Annotated in this window: 11 protein-coding genes; 8 read left to right on the forward strand and 3 right to left on the reverse strand. The window is 69.7% G+C overall.

Annotated features, from left to right (window positions below):
- Positions 1–252: 252 nt before the first annotated feature.
- Positions 253–1125 (reverse strand): class I SAM-dependent methyltransferase, encoded by an 873-nt coding sequence (locus WG209_RS17050; protein ID WP_337176280.1) that lies wholly within the window; start codon positions 1123–1125, stop codon positions 253–255.
- 250 nt (positions 1126–1375) lie between these two features.
- On the opposite strand from WG209_RS17050, the gene WG209_RS17055 reads away from it, so the two are divergent.
- Together WG209_RS17055 and WG209_RS17060 are read left to right on the forward strand one after the other, a co-directional pair.
- Positions 1376–6709: a glycosyltransferase gene (locus tag WG209_RS17055; RefSeq protein ID WP_337176281.1), complete on the forward strand. Its 5334-nt coding sequence runs from the start codon at positions 1376–1378 to the stop codon at positions 6707–6709.
- Positions 6710–7001: 292 nt separating this feature from the next.
- Positions 7002–8990 carry a right-handed parallel beta-helix repeat-containing protein gene (locus tag WG209_RS17060; RefSeq protein ID WP_337176282.1) on the forward strand — a complete coding sequence of 663 codons (1989 nt, stop codon included), beginning with the start codon at positions 7002–7004 and terminating at the stop codon, positions 8988–8990.
- A gap of 24 nt (positions 8991–9014) precedes the next feature.
- On the opposite strand, the gene WG209_RS17065 is transcribed toward WG209_RS17060, so the two are convergent.
- Positions 9015–9782 carry a class I SAM-dependent methyltransferase gene (locus WG209_RS17065; protein ID WP_337176283.1) on the reverse strand — a complete coding sequence of 256 codons (768 nt, stop codon included), beginning with the start codon at positions 9780–9782 and terminating at the stop codon, positions 9015–9017.
- Positions 9779–12070, reverse strand: coding sequence for a CehA/McbA family metallohydrolase (locus WG209_RS17070; RefSeq protein ID WP_337176284.1), 2292 nt, complete (start codon positions 12068–12070; stop codon positions 9779–9781). Before WG209_RS17070 ends, WG209_RS17065 begins: the two co-directional genes overlap by 4 nt.
- 203 nt (positions 12071–12273) lie before the next feature.
- On the opposite strand from WG209_RS17070, the gene WG209_RS17075 reads away from it, so the two are divergent.
- From WG209_RS17075 to WG209_RS17100, 6 genes are all read left to right on the forward strand, one after another.
- Positions 12274–12669 (forward strand): hypothetical protein, encoded by a 396-nt coding sequence (locus WG209_RS17075; protein ID WP_337176285.1) that lies wholly within the window; start codon positions 12274–12276, stop codon positions 12667–12669.
- Between the two features lie 146 nt (positions 12670–12815).
- Positions 12816–13466: a hypothetical protein gene (locus WG209_RS17080; protein WP_337176286.1), complete on the forward strand. Its 651-nt coding sequence runs from the start codon at positions 12816–12818 to the stop codon at positions 13464–13466.
- 100 nt (positions 13467–13566) lie between these two features.
- Positions 13567–15471: a DUF262 domain-containing protein gene (locus WG209_RS17085; RefSeq protein WP_337176287.1), complete on the forward strand. Its 1905-nt coding sequence runs from the start codon at positions 13567–13569 to the stop codon at positions 15469–15471.
- A gap of 164 nt (positions 15472–15635) precedes the next feature.
- Positions 15636–16928 (forward strand): AsmA-like C-terminal region-containing protein, encoded by a 1293-nt coding sequence (locus tag WG209_RS17090; RefSeq protein WP_337176288.1) that lies wholly within the window; start codon positions 15636–15638, stop codon positions 16926–16928.
- A gap of 236 nt (positions 16929–17164) precedes the next feature.
- Positions 17165–17695, forward strand: a complete 531-nt coding sequence (locus WG209_RS17095; RefSeq protein ID WP_337176289.1) for a hypothetical protein — start codon at positions 17165–17167, stop codon at positions 17693–17695.
- 182 nt (positions 17696–17877) lie between these two features.
- Entirely contained in the window at positions 17878–20382 is a 2505-nt protein-coding gene (locus WG209_RS17100) for an ATP-dependent Clp protease ATP-binding subunit (protein ID WP_337176290.1), read from the forward strand.
- Positions 20383–20634 lie beyond the last annotated feature (252 nt).

Here is a 20634-nt window from a genome sequence, read left to right on the forward strand (position 1 = left end):
GCGAGCTTATACGTGCAGCCGAGACGGCCGCACCACAAAAAATGCTTGGCCGCCCCCTTATCCGGCCTTCGGATAACTTCTCCCACGATGGGAGAAGAGACGCTCGGCGACGGCGAGCGGCCGGCCCTGATGCCATCCCGAAAGAGCCGGGTCATCGGCCCAACGGGGAGGGCTCGCGTGTGAGCGCATGAGAAAGCCCCGGCCGTTGGGAGGCCGGGGCTCGCGAGGAATGTCGGCTTCGACGCCTCGGCGTCACTTGATCCGCAGCAGGGTCGCGAACTGGCCGAGGACCATTCCCAGCTCCTCGACGACCGCAAGGCCGGCGTCGTCGCACATCTGGAAGAAGTAGTCCTTGTCGATGTCGGCCTTGACCTCGTCGCCGGAATACTTCGTGCCCGGCTCGGGGTTCACGTGGATCGTGGGGAGGAAGCGGCCTTCGGGGGCGAGCGACCGGCGCACCTCGCGGAGGTAGTGGCGGGCGTCCTCCTCGAACAGGTGGGTCCAAAGCGAGCAGCCCCAGGCGAAGTCGACCGAGCCGTCGGCGACCGGGAAGCGGACCTCGGTCGGCTTGATCTTGCCGTTGGGGTTGTAGCAGGAGACCACGTCGAGGTGGTGGAACTCGAACTTGTCGCCCATCCTCGGCACGAGGTACTCGTTGCAGAAGTCGACGCTATCCTTGAGGACGTCGAACCCGACGTACTTGCGGATGTACGGGTGGTACGCCAGCGCCCGGGCCATCTTGCCGCTGCCGCAGCCGACGTCCAGCAGCACCGATCCTTCCTTGAGATGCCGGCTGATGAGCAACTGCCACGTATCGCTGGAGATGACGTAGCCGACCATCGACGGCGAGCCGGCGGTCGCCCGCACCCCCGCGCCGGGGATCGGCGGGATGATGTCCTTGATCCGATCGGTGCCCAGGAAGAAGGGCTCCTGTCCCTCGAATTGCGACTGCTCGTGCCGGTACTGCGCGAGCTGCATCTTGAGCCAGGAGATCTCCGTCTCCAGGGCCTGGACGTTCGCCGACTTGTCGGCGCCTTCGCCCCGGGGCCCCTCCGGGTTCGCGCGCGGGAACAGGTTGCCGAGGAGGCCGCGGCGGGGGGGAGCGGACTGGCTGGAAGTCGCCATGCGGGCTCGCTACCTTTCTGTCGGGGGATGGGGACGGAGGGACATGAGACCCCGTGCCGAGGCGAGCCGACGGGGGCCGATTCGCGCGGGATTATAGCCGCCCGCCCCTGGCGCACAAGGCGAGCTTCGCCCCGCGAGACCCGCCTTGACCCCCCGCCCCCCCTGCTGTACACCACGCTCCGCACGCGCGTCGTCGTGGCGCCTCCGCGCCCTTCGGCCGACGATCCACCGCCGCCATCGGAGCCCGATCATGAGCCACGACCGCCTCGTCGACATCATCGCGCCCGTCATGACGGGCGGCCCGGACCCCGTCGACCTGGCGCGTCGGCTCCTGGATTGCGGCGGCTCGTCGACGGGGCGGTTGCTGATCGTCGTCGATAGCCCCCACGACGCCCTGGCCGAGCTGGCCCGGTCCGATTCCCGCGTCGTCCCGATCGCGTGCGAGGGGGGGCTGACCTGGGCCGGTCGCGTCGCCCTCGCGCTGAGGGAGCGACGGGGAGACGTCGCGACGCTCGCCCCCGGCGCCGTACCTACCCCCGGCTGGCTCGACCCCCTCGCCCGCGCGGCGCGCTCGGCGGAGCGAGTCGCGCTCGTCGCGCCGATCACGGACGGCGACGGCTTCGACGAGCCCCACGGGGTCGACGTCGACCGGCTGCTCGCGGCCGTCGCGGGCCTTCCCGACTCGGTCGAGATCCATCGCGCGGGGCTGGCCGGCAACTACCTCCGCGGCGACGTGCTCGACGCGGTCGGCCCGCCCGACGCCGCCATCGAGGATCCCCGCGAGGCCATGGACGAATGGCTGTCGCGAGCCCTCGCCCGCGGCTTCCTCGCCCTTCGCGCCTGCCGGTCGATCGTCCTCCGCGAACCCGTCGGCGAGCCGACCGCGCCGCTCCCCGTCGAGGGCCCCGCGCCGCTCGCCGCCGACCTGATGCGCCGACGGGCCGCTCGGCACGCGAGGACGCTCGACGCCGCGCTCGCGAGGCACGCGGTCGAGGTCGCCACGTCGGGCCGGATCCGGGTCGCGCTCGACCTGCGGCACCTGCCGCTGGAGATGAACGGGACCAAGATGTACGCCCTGAGCCTGGGCAAGGCGCTGGCGAAGCTGCCCGAGGTCGAGCTGACGATGCTGGCCTTCCACCCGCTCCAGGCGGAAGGGGTCGAGGGCCGCCTCGTCCACCCCGACGACTGGGCGGACGACGTCCACGTCATCCACAAGCCGGCGCAGATCTTCGACCCCGCGCACACGAGGCTCCTGTTCGAATCGCGGGCGCACGTCGCGGTGACGCATCAAGACCTGATCGCCTATCGCATGGCCGAGGCGTTCGGCGACGAGGAGGCCTTCGACTCCCACCGCCAGACGACCCGGCTCGTCCTGCCGGCGATGCAGGCGGTCCTCACCCCCTCCGCGATCACGGCGGAGGAGGTCCGGCGGGAGTTCCGCTCCATCGTCGACCCGGACGCCGTCCATCCGGTCCTGGAGGGGGGCGACCTGGAGGAGTTCGGCGGCCCCACGTTCGAGGCCGAGGCCGACGAGGCGCTCGCCCGGATGGGCATCTCCGGCCCGTACTTCATGGCGATGGCGTCGGATTATCCGCACAAGAACATGCCCGCCCTGCTGGAGGCGTACGCCGCGTTCCGCGCGAGTCGCCAAGGCTCGGAGACGCCATCCCTGGTGCTCCCCGGTCGCGCGCCGCGGACGCGCGACGCCGCGACGACTCGCGGGCCGATGGAGGGGGTGCGGTTCCTAGGCGCCGTGACCCATCGGGAGCTGCGCGTCCTCTACCAGAACGCCCTGGGGCTGGTCTTCCCGTCGCTCTACGAGGGCTTCGGCCTGCCGCCGCTGGAGGCGATGGCGGCCGGTACTCCCGTGGCCGCCCTCCCATTCACGTCGGTCCTGGAGGTCTGCCGCGGCGCGGCGCTGTTCGCCGAGGGGCTCGCGCCGGCGGACCTCGCGCGGGCGATGGCGCGGCTGGCGGACGAGCCGGAACTGCGCCGCGAGCTGCGCGAGGCCGGATATCGCCGCGTCCGCGAGCTGACCTGGGAGAAGGTCGCCCGCGAGACCGTCGCAGTCTATCGCGAGATCATCCTCAACCCGTCCGAGCGGTCGTTGCAGGCGCGACGGTCCCTGTCCGAAGCGATCATCCTCTGGGCCACGCCCCCCCCGGCCCCCGCACCGGCGGCGATCGTCGAGGAGCCGATCATCGAGCCCGAGCCCGAGCCGGTCGTCGAGCCCGAGCCCGAGCCGGAGCCGATCGCGCCACCGCCGCCTGTCATCGTCTACCTGGAGCCCGAGCCGATGGGAATCCTCAACGCCAGCCGGGCGCTCGCGGGCGCGCTGAGCCGCCGCTTCCGCCGCGACCTCGCGCGGATCGCGCCGAGGCTCTACGCGAGGCTCGTCCGGGCGAAGCGACTCTCGCGTCGGTTCGTCCAGGTCGTCCGCTCCGACGGGGTCGGCGCGGCGATGGGGAAGACGGGGCGCAAGGTGGGGAACAAGGCGCGGCGCGTCCTCCGGAAGATCCTCCCCGCGCGGCTCGTCGCCGGCCCCCCCTGCCCCTACTTCGATCCCCCGACGCCGATCGATCCTTACGACGCCTGGCTCGCGGTGAACGGCCCCTCGCCTCGGCGGGCGGAACGGCTCGCGGAGGAGGTCGCGAGGCTGTCGCGCCGGCCGTCGTTCTCGATCCTCACGCCGGTCTACAACACGCCGCCGGAGCTGCTGGAAGAGGCGGTGCGGAGCGTCCAGGCGCAGTCCTACGAGGACTGGGAGCTGATCCTCGCCGACGACGCCAGCAACGACCCGGCGACGCTCGCGCTGCTCGCGACCGCGCCCTGGGCCGACCCGCGCGTCCGGGTCGTGACGCGGCCCGCCAACGGGAACATCTCGGCGGCCACCAACACCGCCGCCGAGGTCGCATCCGGCGAATGGCTCGTGCTCCTCGACCACGACGACGCGCTGCACCCGGAGGCGCTCGCCCGCCTGGCGATCGCCATCGACCGCGAGCCCGCGGTCGACATGGTTTATAGCGACGACGACAAGACGGACCTCTCCGGCGCCCGCTTCGCTCCCCAGTTCAAGCCCGACTGGTCGCCGGAGTTGCTGCTCTCGTTCTGCTACACGGGCCACGTCTCGGCCGTCCGCGCGAGCCTCTATCGCGAGGTCGGCGGGATGCGGCTGGGATTCGAGGGCTCGCAGGATCACGACTTCTGGCTGCGGGCGTCCGAGAAGGCGCGGGGGGTCGCGCACGTCCCCCACATCCTCTACCACTGGCGGGTCGTGCCGGGCTCGACCGCGGCCAGCGGTCACGAGAAGCCGCACAGCTTCGAGGCCGGTCGGCGCGCCGTCGAGGAGGCGTTCGCGCGGCGAGGCGTCCCCTGCCGGGTCGAGCAGCCCGCCTGGGCGCTCGCCGCCGGTTGCGGCATGTACCAGCCCGTCATGCCGGACGACGGCCCGTCCGTCGCCGTGGTCATCCCGACGAAGAATCAGAGGAAGCTGCTCCAGAACCTGCTGGAATCGCTGGGAGCGACGACCTACCGCAACTATCGCGTCTACATCATCGACAACGAGAGCGACGACCCGGAGACGCTGGCCTACCTGGCGACCGCGCGGGCCACGGTGCTGCGGATCCCCAACGCCGACGGCAAGTTCAACTACGCGGCGATCCACAACACGGCCGTCCGAGGCCTCCGTGAAGACCTGATCGTCTTCCTCAACAACGACGTCGAGGTGATCGAGCCGCGCTGGCTGAGCCAGATGGTCGGCTGGTCGCGGCTGCCGGGCGTGGGTTCGGTCGGGGCGCGGCTGCTCTACTCGGACCGTCGGATCCAGCACGCGGGGATCGTCCACGGCCTGCACGAAGGGATGGCGGGGCACGCCTTCAAGCTGCTCCCCTGGTGGGACGGCGGCGCGATGGGCCTGGCCAGGGTCAGCCGGGACGCGTACGCGGTAACGGCCGCGTGCATGATCACGCCTCGCGAGCTGTTCCTGGAGATGGGGGGCTTCGACGAGGAAAACTTCGGCGTGGCCTACAACGACGCCGACTACGGCTACCGCCTGCACGACGCCGGGTATCGCAACGTCGTCTGCGCCGAGGCCGAGCTGTTCCATCACGAGGGCGCCACGCGGGGCTTCGGCGACAACCCCCGCGAGGAGGCGAACTACCGCCGCATGCACGGCCATCGTCGCGACCCCTATTTTAGCCCCCATTTCGATCCCCGGAGCGAGGCCCACGTCGTCCAGCCGACCGTCGTGCCGACCTCCGACGACGCCCCGGTTCGGCTGCTGGCCGTCAGCCACAACCTCAACTGGGAGGGGGCCTCGCGATTCGAGCTGGAGATGGTGGCGGGCCTGAAGGCGACCGGCGGCTACGAGCCGATGGTTGTCAGCCCCGTGGACGGCCCGCTACGCGCGGAGTACGAGAAGGCCGGGATTCCGATCCGGGTCGACGCCTCGCTCGTCAACCTGTTCGGCGGGCCCGACGCCTACGCCGAGGCCCGTGGACGGATGGTCGACCTGCTGAGGGACGGCGGCTTCCACGCCCTGCACGCCAACACGCTCCAGAGCTTCTGGGCCATCGACGCCGCCCGCGCGGCCGGGCTCCCCTCGGTGTGGAGCATCCACGAGAGCGAGCCCTGGCAGACCTACTACGACAACTTCCCGCGCGAGATCGCCAGGATGGCGCTGGAGTCGGTCGCCGTGCCGTATCGGGTGGTCTTCTCGTCGCACGCGTCCACCAACGTCTGGCAAGCCCTGGACACGCGGAGCAACTATGGCCTCATCCGGTTCTCGCTCAACGCCCCCCGGTTCCACGCCGAGTTGGAGTCCCGCCCCCGCGAGGACGCCCGCCGCGAGTTGGGGATCGGCGACGACGAGGTCTGCGTCCTGCTGCTGGGCACCGTCTGCGATCGGAAGGGGCAGCACGACCTGGTCCACGCCTTCGCGGCCATGGCGCCCGAGACGGCCCGCAAGCTGCGCTGCGTCGTGGTCGGGGCTCGCGACAGCCTGGAGTACAGCCAGGAGCTGCGTCGGCTGTCGGCGGCGCTGCCGGAGGACCGGGCCGATCGGTTCCTGATCGTGGCCGAGACCGGGGAGACCGCGGCGTACTGGCAGGCGGCCGACGTCTTCTGCTGCTCCTCGCGCGTCGAGAGCTACCCCCACGTCATCCTGGAGGCGATGGCCCGCGGCCTGCCGATCGTCACGACGCCCGTTTACGGGATCCCGGAACAGGTCAGGCATGACCTCAACGCCCTGGTCTACCACCCGGGCGACGTCCCCCTCCTGACCCACCACCTGGAAACCCTGGCCAACGACCCCGCGCGTCGCGAGACGATGGCGGCGGCCTCCCCCTGGGTGCTCCAGTCAATCCCGAGCTACGCCGACGAGATCGCCGACTACGCCCGCCTGATCCGAGCCGCCGCCGAGAGCGCGGCCGGCCCGGGCGATCCCGATCACCGCGAGCCGGAGTTCGAGCCCGCCGGCGCGACGACTCGCGTCCTTCGCGCCGAGGCCGGCGCGATCGCGACGGGGACCTCCGCGCCCCACGGCGCGACCGTCGGCCGCGTCGCGCTCGCCGGCGAGGCCCGCTGATCGCGGCCCGCCCACGGACGGACCTTTTGACCAACACCCGACGCCGGCCGCTCGACAGGGCGGCCGGCGTCGTTTCGAATCCGCCGTCCAACGCCAGGCCGCGAATCGCGCGCCGCCATGGGAGGGGAAATTTAAGGGGCGGCGATGGGCCGCGTATTTGCATTCGAGCCGCCACGTCCTATGGTGTAACGTGCCAGATTCGGCCGGTCATCTCGAGCTAGCATCCGGAGACGGTGTCGTGCGGAAACTCTCGCTGAAGCCGAGGCGTCGGTCCCGTTCCCTGAGGCCGGACATGGAACGCGTGGAGGATCGCGTCCATCCCGCCGGGCTCACCCCGGGGCTGGGCGTCGCGGTCCCGAACAACGGGACGCTGACTTTCCACATCGACAACACGGCCACCGGCAGGGTCGACATCGTCCGGAGCTTCGGCCTCTCCAGCGACGTCCCCGTGTTCGGCGACTTCCTCGGCACGACGATCACGAACGTCGCCGTCTATCGGCCGTCGACCGGCGTCTGGTACCTCGACACGGCCAACAACGGGACCGTCGGCAAGGCCGTCCGGTTCGGCGGGCCGGGGTGGACCCCCGTGACGGGCGACGTGAACGGCGACGGCAGGACCGACCTCGGCCTGTACGACGCCTCCACCGGCCTCTGGGTCTTCTCGACGGACCTGAGCGGAAACGTCTCCATCGCCTTCGGCTACGGCGGCACGCGGGGCGACGTCCCCCTGATGGCCGACTTCAACCACGACGGCGTCGACGACCCGGTCATCTACAACGGCGGGCAGTGGCTGGTCGACACCAACTCCGACCGCGTCCCGGACCAGGTCTACCGCATGGGCGGGGCCCCCGGCGCGACCCCGCTGATCTTCGACTTCCACGGCACCCACGACCCGGCGCTGGCGGTGGTCTCGCGCCAGCCAAGCGGCCAGCTGCTCTGGGCCATCAACACGAACCGGGACGGACGGTCGATCGGCTATTACGGCTCGGCGTCCGGCGACGGGATCCCGTTCAGCGGCTACTTCCCGACCTCGAACTCCATCTTCGTGAACCCGGCCACCGGGAACGACGGGCCGGGGGCCGGGCCCCACTCGTCGCCGTACAGGACGATCGGCGCGGCCGTCGCCGCGGCCTGGCCCGGCGCGACCATCCGGCTCGCCTCCGGGGTCTATCGCGAGAACGTCCAGCTCTTCTCCAAGAGCAACCTCACGTTCGCCGGGACGGGCATCCGGTCCACCATCATCCAGCCGAACTCCCTCGACGCCGTCTTCGTCTATCAGTCGACCAATATCTCGTTCGACGACCTCTGGCTGTACTCGCCGGGCAACGAGGGCCGCGGGATCGCCGCGATGGCCTCGTCGATCAATACCGGGCTGATCCGCACCGACGGCACCCGCTGGATCGGCCTGCTCGCCGTCAGCGACAAGGGGATCCCGTCCACGGTGAACGCTCGCTACAGCCGCTTCGACGGCGTGGCGACCGGCAGCGGCGTCTACCTCACCGAGGGCGTCTGGGGGACGTTTTACGGGATCTCGGCCTCCAACAACGGCCAGGCGGCCGGCTACCGCGGCGACGCCGGCGGCCTCGTCGTCGGCGGGAACTCCTACGCCAAGGTGGAGAACTCGGTCTTCAACAGGAACCGCATCTTCGGCGTGACCTCGAACGGCACGGCGCGGCTGGAGATGTTCGGCTCCTACATCGCCAACACCACCGACGGCTGCGGCGCGCTGCTCTGGGGGGCGTCGACGGCCGTCTACATCGGCAACACCTTCGCCTACAGCGGCCGGATCTCCGGGGCCGCCGAGGGGATGAACGGAATCGAGTTCGGCGCGGGCTTCACCGGCTATGGCCACCTCCAGGGGAACCAGTTCATCGGCAACACGGCCGCCGGGGTGTTCATCAACAGCGCCCCGAACGAGATCCAGATCATGGGGAACCTGTTCAGCGGGAACCACTGGTCCGGCATCTCGTTCTGGGGCGACCAGCCCTGGAACTCGTACGCCCGGATCGTGGGGAATCGATTCGAGATCCCGGCCGACTTCCCCGTCGCCACGTTCGGCGTCTCCGGGATCGGCAGCCAGATCCACGCGACGATCGGCGGCTCCGGCGGCTCCGCCAACGTCTTCGACGGCTTCCGCGACTACATGTCGATCGCCGGCAACAACGTCGGCGGGCCCGGGAACTCGAACCTGGGCTACCCCCGGTTCACGATCCTGAACAACGTCTACCGGCGTCGCGGCGTGGACATCCCGGCCTCCCGGGCCGTCTACCCGCTGACCTGACCCGAAGGCCGGCGGGCCTCGCCGTCAGGCCCGCCGGCCGGAGACGATGGCCCTCACGCACTCGATGCGGATCGAGGGCGATTGCCCCGGCGCGACGCGGAAGCCGCGCGCGTCGACGCCCGCGAGCATCACCTCGCGGACGCTCGCCTTGGACTCCCCCGGCGTGCCCCGGTCGAACCATTCGTCGAAGTCTAGCTCGAAGGGCTCCTCGCAATACCGGACGTCCTCCAGCCCGGCCCCGGCGAACAGGTCGACCAGCTCGCCGCCGCTGAGGTTCCGCGTATGGGTCCGGTCGCGGGCGACCTCCAGCTCCTGATGCCGCCGCGCGGCGGCCGGGTCGGGGCTGGCGAGGTGGTCGCACAGGATGATCCGGCCCCCCGGCCGGACCAGCTCCACCTGGCGCGCGAGGAACGCGCGGGGGTCGAGGACGTGGTGCAGGACGTACCGCGAGTAGGCCCCGTCGAACGGCCCCAGCTCGGCCACCTCGGCCGAATGGATCGAGGCCTGGATGAACGTCGCGGCCTCGCCGGCGTAGGCGCAGCGCGCCCGCGCCTTCTCGATCATGACGGCGGAGAGATCCGCCCCCACCACGCGACAGCCGGCCCTCAGGAACGCCTCGGCCACCAGTCCCGGGCCGCACCCGGCGTCGAGCAGCCGCGATCCCGAGGGGAAGCCGGCCTCGCGAGTCAGCCGTTCCAACGCGGCGGGGTCGCTCTGCACCGGCGCCTTCTCGAACTTCGGTGCCTGGCCGTCGAACGCCCCGGCCAGCTCGCGGTCGTGCATGTCGCTCATCGCTCGTCTCCGGGCTCCTCGCACTCCGACAGGATCCTGCGGTAGGCGTCCCGGGCGGCGTCGTAGGCGGCGCGGGCGGCTTCCTTCTCGGAATCGCGGATCGCCGGCTCCTTCTGGCTCCAGCACTGGTCCACCGACTTCAGGCACCACTCGGCCGACTTCCGCGAGGCCCGGATCGGCTTGCCGTCCACGATCACGAAGACGGGGTTGGTGTGCGACGACGGGAAGACGCGCGCGGCGACCCAGCTCGACTTCGCGATCGGCACGTCGAATTCGAGGTCGTGGATCGACCCGTCCGCCTCCACCTCGCGGCGGTCGACCGCCACGCCGTTCACGACGATCTCCACCGGCACCTTGCGAGAGGCCCCCACGCGGGCTCGCTCGACGTGCCAGTAGGGCTGGGCGTCCAGCCGCCTCGATCGGATGGACTCGGTCTCCGCGCTCCGCTCCTCGGCCAGCAGGGCCGACGCCTTCACCCGGACCTTGACGGTCCCGGCGGCGGGGAGGTTCAGCTCGCTCCCCTCCTCGCCCATCGCTAGGTCGTCAACCCGCAGGTCGATCAGGTGACTGCGGCCGTCGGAGACGTAGGAGCGGCCCTCCTTGATCCCCCGGACCCAGGCGTCGAAGTCGAGCTTCCCGTCGAGCTTGACGTACGACCGCCCGAGGCCGACACGCTCGCCGTAGATGCAGGGGAAGTCGGTCTCGCCGCTGACGCGCGTGCGGTATCCACAGTTCAGGGTGTGATACCAGATGTTCAACTCCCAGGGGATCGGCGTGTCGACGGTCGAGATGAAGTCGACCGCGTCGTGGACCACGTCGACGATGTACTCGTTGGCGCCGATGCCGTCGAACGGCGGGATCTCGTCGGTCGGGATCGCGTTCGACTCGGTCCTCAGGCCCCAGCCGGTGTGGGAGAAGCCCGCCACGCCCCCCTGCTCCTTGGCCCATTTCAGGACCGGCAGATCCCAGCTCGGCCATTCCTCGATGCGGGTCGTGCCGGGATAGTCGTCCTCGGTCAGCCTCAGCAGGCTGAGATGCCCGGCGTGCGACGACGGGAAGCCGGAGACCTCCACGTCGTATCGCATGAGGTTCTCGGCCGTGGACAGCTCGTGGACCTTGCCGCCGAAGAACTCCTTCTGGGCGTACCAGCACGGGCCCCAGCTCAGCACGCAGCCGACGTCCAGGTCCTCGCCGACGATGTGCCGCCACATGTCCTCCGGCCGCACCCCCTCGGTCGGGCTCTCGTAATGGGCGCAGCCGGCGGCGTGGACGTGGTGGTCGCCCGAGTACCAGCCCATGGCCGCCAGGTGAATCCAGCGCTCCAGCTTGAAGTCCTCGCGATGGGTGGGCCCGGCCGGCACGGTCACGGCCCGCTTTTGGACGCGATACTCGGGGCCGCGGGTGTACTCGATCTCGTACTCGCCGGCGGGGAGGAGGACGGTCTCGCCGTCGGCCCGGTAGACTTGCGCGTGGAAGAAGAAGTCGGGGGCGAGGCGGCGGCTGAGCGAGGGATAAACCCGGCCGAGGCGGTCGCGGATGACGAACGACGCGGTCGTCGGCCGATCGTCGACGTCGCGGACCCCCAGCGTTACGGCCACCGCCGGCGCGACGGTGAACAGCACGTCCAGGTCGCTGCGGAAGCCGAGATCCTGGCTCCCCTGCCCCACGCCGAACGTCAGCTTGGCCTCGCGACGCCCGGCGTCGCGCGAGGCGATCTGGATGACGCGATACTCGACCGGCAGGCCCGAAAGTCGTCGGACCATCGGCCGTTCGTCGTGCATGGCGACGTCGCACCATCGCTCGACCACGTCCGCCTTGCCGATCGTCGCCTCCGGCTCGGCCGCCCCGGTCGACTGCTTGTGCATGGGGGCCGCGTTGGGGCTCTCCACGAGCAGCCGCGCCGTCACGCCGGCCTCGTTGCGGACCTTCACCAGGAAGACGCTCCAGCCCCCCTGGACCAGCACCGGGGCGGCCGGGCCGGGGGCCGACTTCACGCGGCTCTCCGGGTTGATCTCCACGCCCGCCAGGCAGCGCGCGTCCAGGATCTCCTGGATCGCCGCCACGCCCGAGGCCTCGTCGGCCGCCCCGATCACCGCGTCGAGCCTGGCCCGATCTTCCTCACCAAGCGGCTCGCCCAGCATCTCCAGCGCCTGCGCGACCCGACGCGCTTGCGCCGCCAGCGGCTGGAACTCGACGTCGGCGTAGACCGGCAGGTCGTCCGCGCGACCTTGAGACAGGAGGCCCATCGTCGCGACGACGCACAGGACGAGACGCGCGCGTGGAATCATGGTCGGCTGCCCCGTGGGGACTCGTGACGTGCTGATCGGCCCGACGCGTCCGATTCTGTCGCATCCCGCGCGGCCCCGCAACAGCCCGGAGCGCGACCTTGTTTGCGTTCGCCACCGAGACCTTGTCGTGGAAGGCGGCTCCGATAGCCTGGAGGACGCTGGCCGAACATCCCGCCCGACCGATTCGCCTCCCGGAGCACCTTATGACCGAGCAGCGGAAGCCGTGGGTCTCGACCCGGGCCATCTTGATCCTGGTCGTCGCGCTCGCCGTCGCCGGCGGGGTGGTGAACCTTTTCCAGGCGCAGTCGCGCATGCGTCAGATCCGCTCGGATCGCCTTCGCCTGGCGGAGTTGGCCGCCGCCAATCGGCTGTCCTCGGAGGCCGACCTCGGCAACCAGGAGCCCGGCCCGTTGAGGGATTGGCATGCCGCGCGGGTGAAGCATTACGCCGACCTTGAAGCGAGATACCTGAGAGGCGCGGCGATTCCGTCGGAGCCGATGCCCCCGGCCCCGGAGGAGCCGCCGCATCCGAGCCTCCAGGAGCTGATGGAATGGGAGGAGGCGAAGCGGAGCGGCGGGGCGTCCTCGGGCGGGCCCTGAGAGATCGGGAGCCGTGACGGACTCCCACCCGGACGAATTCGGAGTCGCGGCCGAACGGGCCGCCGTTCCGCCTTGCACGGATCGACGACCATAGATACGATCTCGCGGCCATCAATCACCGTTCCGGGCCAGGGAGGGCCGATCGAGTGAATCGCCAGCGCGGATCTCATTCGAAACGCTTCCGTCGACTCTTCAGCGGCGGCGAGCCGAAGGCGGCCCCCGAGCACGCGCGGGGCCCCCACGTCGAGGTGCCCGCCCATGATCCGCCTCCCCACCACGACGGCCCGTTTGCCGGCGAGTCGCTCCGCGCGACCCTCGATCGCTGGACTCGCCTGGACGCCCCGCTCCCGGAGGCACTAATCCGTCGCGGCCTGGTCGCCCTGCGGGTCGACCGCGCCACGCTCGGCGAGGCCGCCCGCGCCCCCGAGGCCGGCGGCCGGACCACGCGCATCCACGAATCGAGCCACTTCGCCGTCGACGTCCTGGCCTGGCGATCCGGCGAGTTCGGCCCGATCCTGGAACAGGGAGACGCCGCGCGCGTCCTCCTGGTGGTGGAGGGCACCGCGACGGAGATCGACTTCGCGGACACCCCGTGCGGCCGATTGGCCCCGACCCTGTCGCGCCCCGTCCCCGCCGGCACCGTCTCGGTTTCCCGCCTCGGCGATCACCGATCGATCGGCAACCTTCAGGCTCCAGGCGAAGACCTGGTCGCCATCGTCGTCACCTCCCCCATCAACCCCGGCAGAATCCGCTCCCTCGCCGACACCGTTTTCGACGGCAAGGACATGCCTGGTTAAGATGACAAGATCGCCATCTCATGGGAGTTTGCGGGCCCGCGGGCTATACTTGATGCACGTCGACATGTCCGTGCCGCAAGACTGGCGAGGGTATGGCTCCATGGCTGGTTCGACATTCAAGACCAACCCCGTCGACCTCCACGAACTCCTGGACGAGTGCCATCGCGGCGACCTCCAACTCCCGGACTTTCAACGCAGCTGGGTGTGGGACGAGGAGCGCATCCGCAGTTTGATCGCGTCGGTCTCCAGGGCTTTCCCGATCGGGGCCCTGATGACGCTGGAGACGGGCGGAGACGCCGAGTTCAAGCCCCGGCCGATCGAGGGCGCCCCCATCGAGGCGGGGGCGCGCCGGGCGGAATACCTGCTCCTGGACGGGCAACAGCGGATGACCTCGCTGTATCAGGTCAGCCTGCGCGACCAGGTCGTCGAGACGATTACGCCGAAGAAGAAGAAGGTCAAGCGGTGGTTCTATATCGACATCCGAAAGGCCATGGACCCGGCATCCGACCGCGAGGACGCCGTGGTCGGACTGCCCGAGGACCGGCGTGTCCGCGAGGACTTCGGCCGGGACACCATCCTGGATCTGTCGACGCCCGCGCTGGAATATGAAAACTTGATGTTCCCTGTCACCCGCGTCTTCGAATGGGACGAATGGCAGGACGGCTTCCATGAGCATTGGCGTGGAGACGCCCACGAAGGCGTCCGACGCGAGTTCCGGGATTTCAAGCGTGACGTCCTGGAGAACTTCAAGCGCTACAAGGTCCCGGTCATCACGCTGGATCGGGCGACGCCCAAGGAAGCCGTGTGCGTCGTGTTCGAGAAGGTCAACACCGGGGGGAAACCGCTCGACGCCTTCGAACTCGTCACGGCCACTTACGCCTCGTCGGGATACGAACTGCGGAAGGATTGGTACGGCGACGGCGTCACGCCCGGCCGCCACGCCCGACTCCGCGGGACGCTCCACTTCCCGGGGCAGGAGTCCGGGATCATCGCCGGCGTCTCGAACACTGACTTCCTGCACGCCGTCTCGCTGTTCCACACCAGGGACCGCAGGAACGCGGCCGAGGCGGCCGGGAAGCAGGGCAAGGAATTGCCCGCCGTCTCGGGGAATCGCCAGGCGTTGCTGAACCTCCCCCTCGCCGCCTACAAGCGGTACGAACGCCAGGTGGAAGAAGGCTTCGGGAAGGCGGCCAAGTTCCTCCATCAACTTCGCGTCTATCAGATCTTCGACCTCCCCTATCAGTCGCAGATCGTGCCGCTGGCCGCGATCCTGGCCGACATCGGCGACGCCTGGGAGCACCAGGCGAACCGCGCCAAGCTAGTGCGGTGGTACTGGAACGGCGTCTTCGGCGAGCTGTACGGCTCGTCCGTCGAGACGCGCAACGCCCGCGATTTCCTGGAAGTCCCCGCCTGGCTCGCCGGGGGCCCCGAGCCGTCGACCGTCAGCGAGACGATGTTCCGCGCCGACCGGCTGAAGACCATGCGGATGCGCCTCTCCGCCGCCTACAAGGGGATGAACGCTCTCCTGATGAAGGAGGGGGCATTGGACTGGCGCTCCGGCCAGGCTTTCGACCACACTGTGTTCTTCGGCGAGAACGTCGACATCCACCACGTCTTCCCGCGGGACTGGTGCACTCGACGCGGCATCAAGCCGGCGGTGTACGACTCGATCATCAACAAGACGCCCCTCTCCTACCGCACCAACCGCATCGTCGGCGGGGCCGCCCCGTCCGCGTACCTGGCGAAGCTCGAGGCGGGGAACGCGAACACCCCACCCATCGAGCGGAGCCGGCTGGACGCCTATCTCCGATCCCACCTCATCGACCCGGACCTCCTCCGGTCCGATTCGTTCGAGGAGTTCATGGAGGACCGGCAGCGGCGGCTCCTCGCGCTGATCGAGGCCGCTATCGGCAAGCCGGTCTACACGGGGGACTCCGTCGAGGAGGGCGAGGACCTGGCGGACGACGAGGACGAGGCGGAAACCGGGCCGACGGACCCCCGCTGACCCCGGAGCCGGAACCGGCCCTTGAAGTGTTCTTGCAGGGTCGGGGCGATTCGCTTATGGTTCGCGGTCGATCGGCGGCGTGCCGCGGGTCGTCGTCGCGACCGTCGCGCCGGCCAGGACGGCCGGGGAGGGCCGGGCCCTTCGGGTGCTCGGGAGGGATTCCGATGAAATGCCGCTGGTTCCGCCGGCTCCTGCTGGTCCCGATCGGGGTCGTCGCGACGCCGGCGCTGCTCTGGTGCCTGATCGTCCTCGTCGCGCCGACGAACTGGGCGCGAAAGCACGTCGCCGCGGCGCTGGAGCGATCGAGCGGGCGCTCGGTCGACCTGGATTCGCTCGCCGTCTGCTTCACCGGCGGGATCGACCTCAAGAACCTGAGGATCGGCGCGCCGGAGTCGGCCGACGACCCGTGGCTCGTCGCCGAGAAGGTCCACCTGGACGTCGGCGTCTTCCAGATCATCACCGGGAGCCTCGACGCGACCGCGCTCGACGTGGACGGCCTCGACCTCCGGGTCCGCCGCCGCGAGGACGGCACGTTCGAGCTGGCCGACCTGGTCCACTCGGGCGAGGCCGTCGAGCCCACCGAGTCCGCCGAGCCGAAGGGGAGCGGGCCGACCAACCTCCAGATCGTCGTCAAGCGGGCCCGGATCCGCGTCATCGACGAGCCCACCCGGACCGACGTCTTCCTGGAGAACGTCAACGGCGAGGGGACCTGGGAGGAAGGCCGGACCATCGCCGGCACGATGAGCGGCGAGGTCAACGAGGGCGAATTCCAGTTCTCCGGCTCGCTCCTCCGCGTCCCCGGCCGGCCCGTCTTCGAGGGCCGGCTCTGGGCCGACAGCGTCGTCCTGGACGACGGCATGGCGTTCCTGCGATACCTCGTCCCGGTCCTCGCCGGGGCGACGCCGAAGGTGCGCGGCGACGTCACGATGGAGATGTACCTCCGCGGCGACGGCGAGACCCGCGAGCTGCTGCGCCAGACGCTCGTCGGCCACGGTCGCATCCTGATCGACCCGATCCAGCTCGACGGCTCCGAGTTGCTCTCCGAGGTCGAGAAGTCCGTCCCCTTGCCGTCGCGCGGCCGCGTCGGGTCGCTCCGCACCGACGTCGCCGTGAAGGACGGCCGCGTCCACACCCAGCGACTCGCCCTGAACATCGCCAAGGCCCCGCTGATCATCGCCGGCTGGACCGACTTCGACGGCAACCTCGACTATCGCATGAGCCTGGACGGCATCGCCGACAGGGTCCCGCCCAAGGCCCGCCAGATCCTGGCCGAGCTGGACCTGGACGTCGCCGCGCTCAGCAGCCTGCAGCTCCACGGCACCGTGGACGACCTCCAGGTGAGCGTCCTGGGCCACGCGCCGGGGACGGGATCGGCGCTGGACCGGATCGTCGCGCCGCCGGACAAGGAGAAGTTGAAGCTCCTGGGTCGCGAGCTTCGCGAGAAGCTCCTACGCTGACCCTGACGGTCGCGCCGGTCGTTTCGCCCGCGTCGAGCCCGACGCCCCGGATCGCCTGATAACCCGATGTCCCCCGGCCCGATCACACCGACAGGCCCCGCCCGAAGCCCCCGAAGCCGGGGCCTCGTCGCGGGGCGAGGGCGGCCCGAATTGTTGATTCGGGGCGGAACGGAACATACAATCAGGATGTGTCGGGCCTCGTCGCCGAGGCGCGTGAAACCCAGGAGGAGCCGACCGTGCCCAGACGCGCTTGGATCGGGCTGCTGTGTTTCTGGCCGGGTCTGCCGCAGATCTGGACGGGCCAGGAGGTGTTCGGTCTGCTTCTCGCGGGGTTCTTCGCCGGGGCCGTGAACCTGGCGATCGCGTCGCGATGGGTGTGGGCGGAGGCCTTCGCCCCCGGCTCGGCCGACTTCTTCGCCGCCGCCGCCGTGCTGACCTGGTGGGCGGCCTTCGCCTACACCGCGTGGTGGGTCTGGCTTTGCCACCCCGACCGCCACCGCCAGGAGATCGACCGGCTCTATCGCGAGGCCATGGAGGCGTATCTCCAGGGCCGGTGGAACGAGGCCCGGAAGCGGATCGAGCGGATCCTGGCCATGGACGACCGCGACTCCGACGCCCTGATGCAGCTGGGCGCGATCCACGTCCGGACCCATCGGCCCGACCTGGCCCGCAAGGCGTATCGCCAGTGCCTGGAGCAGGACGGCGGCGCGAAATGGCGGTGGGAGGTCGAGCGGGCCCTCGCCGCGCTGGACCGCCCCGAGGCCTGACCGACCGGGCCCCGCGCCGGGCGGCGTGGGGCGCGCCGAGCCGACGAGGACGGATCGCGTCCGCCGCGCCCCTTTTACGGAACGCGGTTCGCGGGTGTACAATGCAAGATGAAGAAGGCTCGTCGCCTCGACGGGGTGGATCGGCCCGTCGCCGCCCAGAACGTCGGATCGGAGAAGACTGAATGTTTGAACGCTTCACCGATCGTGCTCGCAAGGTGATGCAACTGGCCAACCAAGAGGCCCAGCGCTTCAATCACGAGTACGTCGGCACGGAACACGTCCTGCTGGGGCTCATCAAGGAGGGGAGCGGGGTCGCCGCGAACGTCCTGCGGAACCTGGACGTCGACCTCCGGAAGATCCGCAACGAGGTCGAGAAGATCGTCCAGGCCGGCCCCGAGATGGTCACGATGGGGAAGCTCCCCCAGACCCCCCGGGCCAAGAAGGTCATCGAATACGCGATCGAGGAAGCCCGCAACCTGAATCACAACTACGTCGGCACCGAACACCTGCTGCTCGGCCTGTTGCGCGAGCAGGAGGGGGTCGCCGCCCAGGTCCTGATGAACCTGAACCTGAAGCTCGAAGAAGTGCGCGAGGAGGTGCTGAACTTGCTCGGTCACGGGATGGACGCTGGCGGCGAGGGGGGGGAGCGAGGCGCCACGCAAAAGGGGAACAAGTCCAAGACCCCCGCCTTGGACTCGTTCGGACGCGACCTGACCGATCTGGCTCGGCAGACCAAGCTCGATCCGGTCATCGGCCGCCAGAATGAAATCGAGCGCGTGATCCAGGTGCTGTCGCGCCGCACCAAGAACAACCCGGTCCTCCTCGGCGAGGCGGGCGTCGGCAAGACGGCCATCGTGGAGGGGCTCGCCCAGCTCATCGTCGACGGCAACGTCCCGGAGCTGCTGCGAGACCGCCGCATCGTCGTGCTCGACCTGGCGATGATGGTCGCCGGGACGAAGTACCGCGGCCAGTTCGAGGAGCGCATCAAGGCGGTCATGAACGAGGTCCGCCGCGCCAAGAACACCATCCTGTTCATCGACGAGCTGCACACGCTCGTCGGCGCCGGCGGAGCCGAGGGCGCCATCGACGCCTCCAACGTCCTGAAGCCGGCCCTGGCCCGCGGCGAGGTCCAGTGCATCGGCGCCACCACCCTCGACGAGTACCGCAAGTACATCGAGAAGGACGGGGCGCTGGAGCGGCGATTCCAGACCATCGTGGTCGAGCCCCCCAGCCGCAACGAGGCCCTGGAGATCCTCCGCGGCCTCCGCGACCGCTACGAGGCCCACCACCGCGTCCAGATCACCGACGACGCCCTCGAGGCGTCGGTCGAGATGTCCGACCGCTACATCACCGGCCGCTGCCTGCCGGACAAGGCGATCGACGTCATCGACGAGGCCGGCGCCCGCGTCCGCCTCAAGGCCATGACCCGGCCCCCCGACCTCAAGGAGCTGGACGAGCAGATCGAGCGGCTCAACCAGGACAAGGAAGAGGCCGTCGCCAACCAGGACTTCGAACGCGCCGCGGCGCTGCGCGACCAGGCCGACAAGCTCAAGAAGAAGAAGGAGACGATCACCCGCGAGTGGCGCGAGCGCTCCAAGGAGATCGACGGCACGGTCGACGAGGAGGTGGTCGCCGAGGTCGTCTCCAAGATGACCGGCATCCCGCTGACGCGCCTGGAGACCGAGGAGACCGCCCGCCTGCTCCGCATGGAGGAGGAGATCCAGAAGAAGGTCATCTCCCAGGTCGAGGCGATCAAGCGGATCAGCGAGGCCGTCCGCCGCAGCCGCGCCGGCCTCAAGGACCCCAAGCGCCCCATCGGCAGCTTCGTCTTCGCCGGCCCCACGGGCGTCGGCAAGACCCACCTGGCCAAGGCGCTGGCCGAGTTCATGTTCGGCGACGCCGACGCGCTGATCCAGATCGACATGTCGGAGTACATGGCGAAGCACAACGTCGCGCGGCTGATCGGCGCCCCGCCGGGCTACGGCGGCTACGAGGAGGGGGGCCAGCTCACCGAGAAGATCCGCCGGCGTCCCTACGCCGTCGTCCTCCTCGACGAGATCGAGAAGGCCCACCCCGACGTCTACAACATGCTCCTCCAGATCATGGAGGAAGGCCGGCTGACCGACAGCTTCGGCCGCAACGTCGACTTCAAGAACACCATCATCATCATGACGACGAACGCCGGCGCGGAGGCGACGTCGACCTCGAACATCTTCGGGTTCGACCGCGGCCGCGACGAGGCGGGCAGCTACGAGGAGATGAAGGAGCGGCTGAAGGTCGCCATCGAGAAGTACTTCCGCCCCGAGTTCCTCAACCGGCTGGACGACGTCATCGTCTTCCACTCGCTGACCCAGCCCGACCTCAAGCGGATCGTCGACATCGAGCTGTCCAAGATCCGCGGCCGCATGGCCGATCGCGGCCTGGAGCTGGCCCTGACCGACGCCGCCAAGGACCTCATCATCGCCAAGGGCTACAACCCCGACTACGGCGCCCGTCCCCTCCGCCGCGCCATCGAGAACATGATCGAGAACCCGATGTCGGAGGAGATCCTTCGCGGGAGCTTCGCCGGCAAGGATCTCATCAACGTCGACATCGAGGGGGAGAACGAATCCCGCAAGCTCAAGTTCGAGGCCGTCAAGAAGGGCGAGGAGGCCAAGGGCCCCGAGCTCGCCACCGTCGGCGACTGACCCGGCCCCGGCGCCGAGTCCGACAACCCGAATCCATCGAAGGGGGGCCCCGGCCCCCCTTCTTCATGCGCGTCGCCCGCCGGACCGCGCGGCGCCACGCATGCATTAAGTCATCAATCCGCCATATCTTAGGTATTCCTAATAATTTCGGGGCCTCCCTTGAAGATCCCACGGCCGATGCACTATCCTAAGTCGTTGGTCTTAATTGAGTCGTAGGCGGCGGCATCCCGCCGCGACCCTGCCTGAACCCGC

It is taken from the genome of Paludisphaera sp., assembly GCF_037189885.1.
In the GTDB taxonomy this organism is placed as follows: Bacteria; Planctomycetota; Planctomycetia; order Isosphaerales; family Isosphaeraceae; genus Paludisphaera.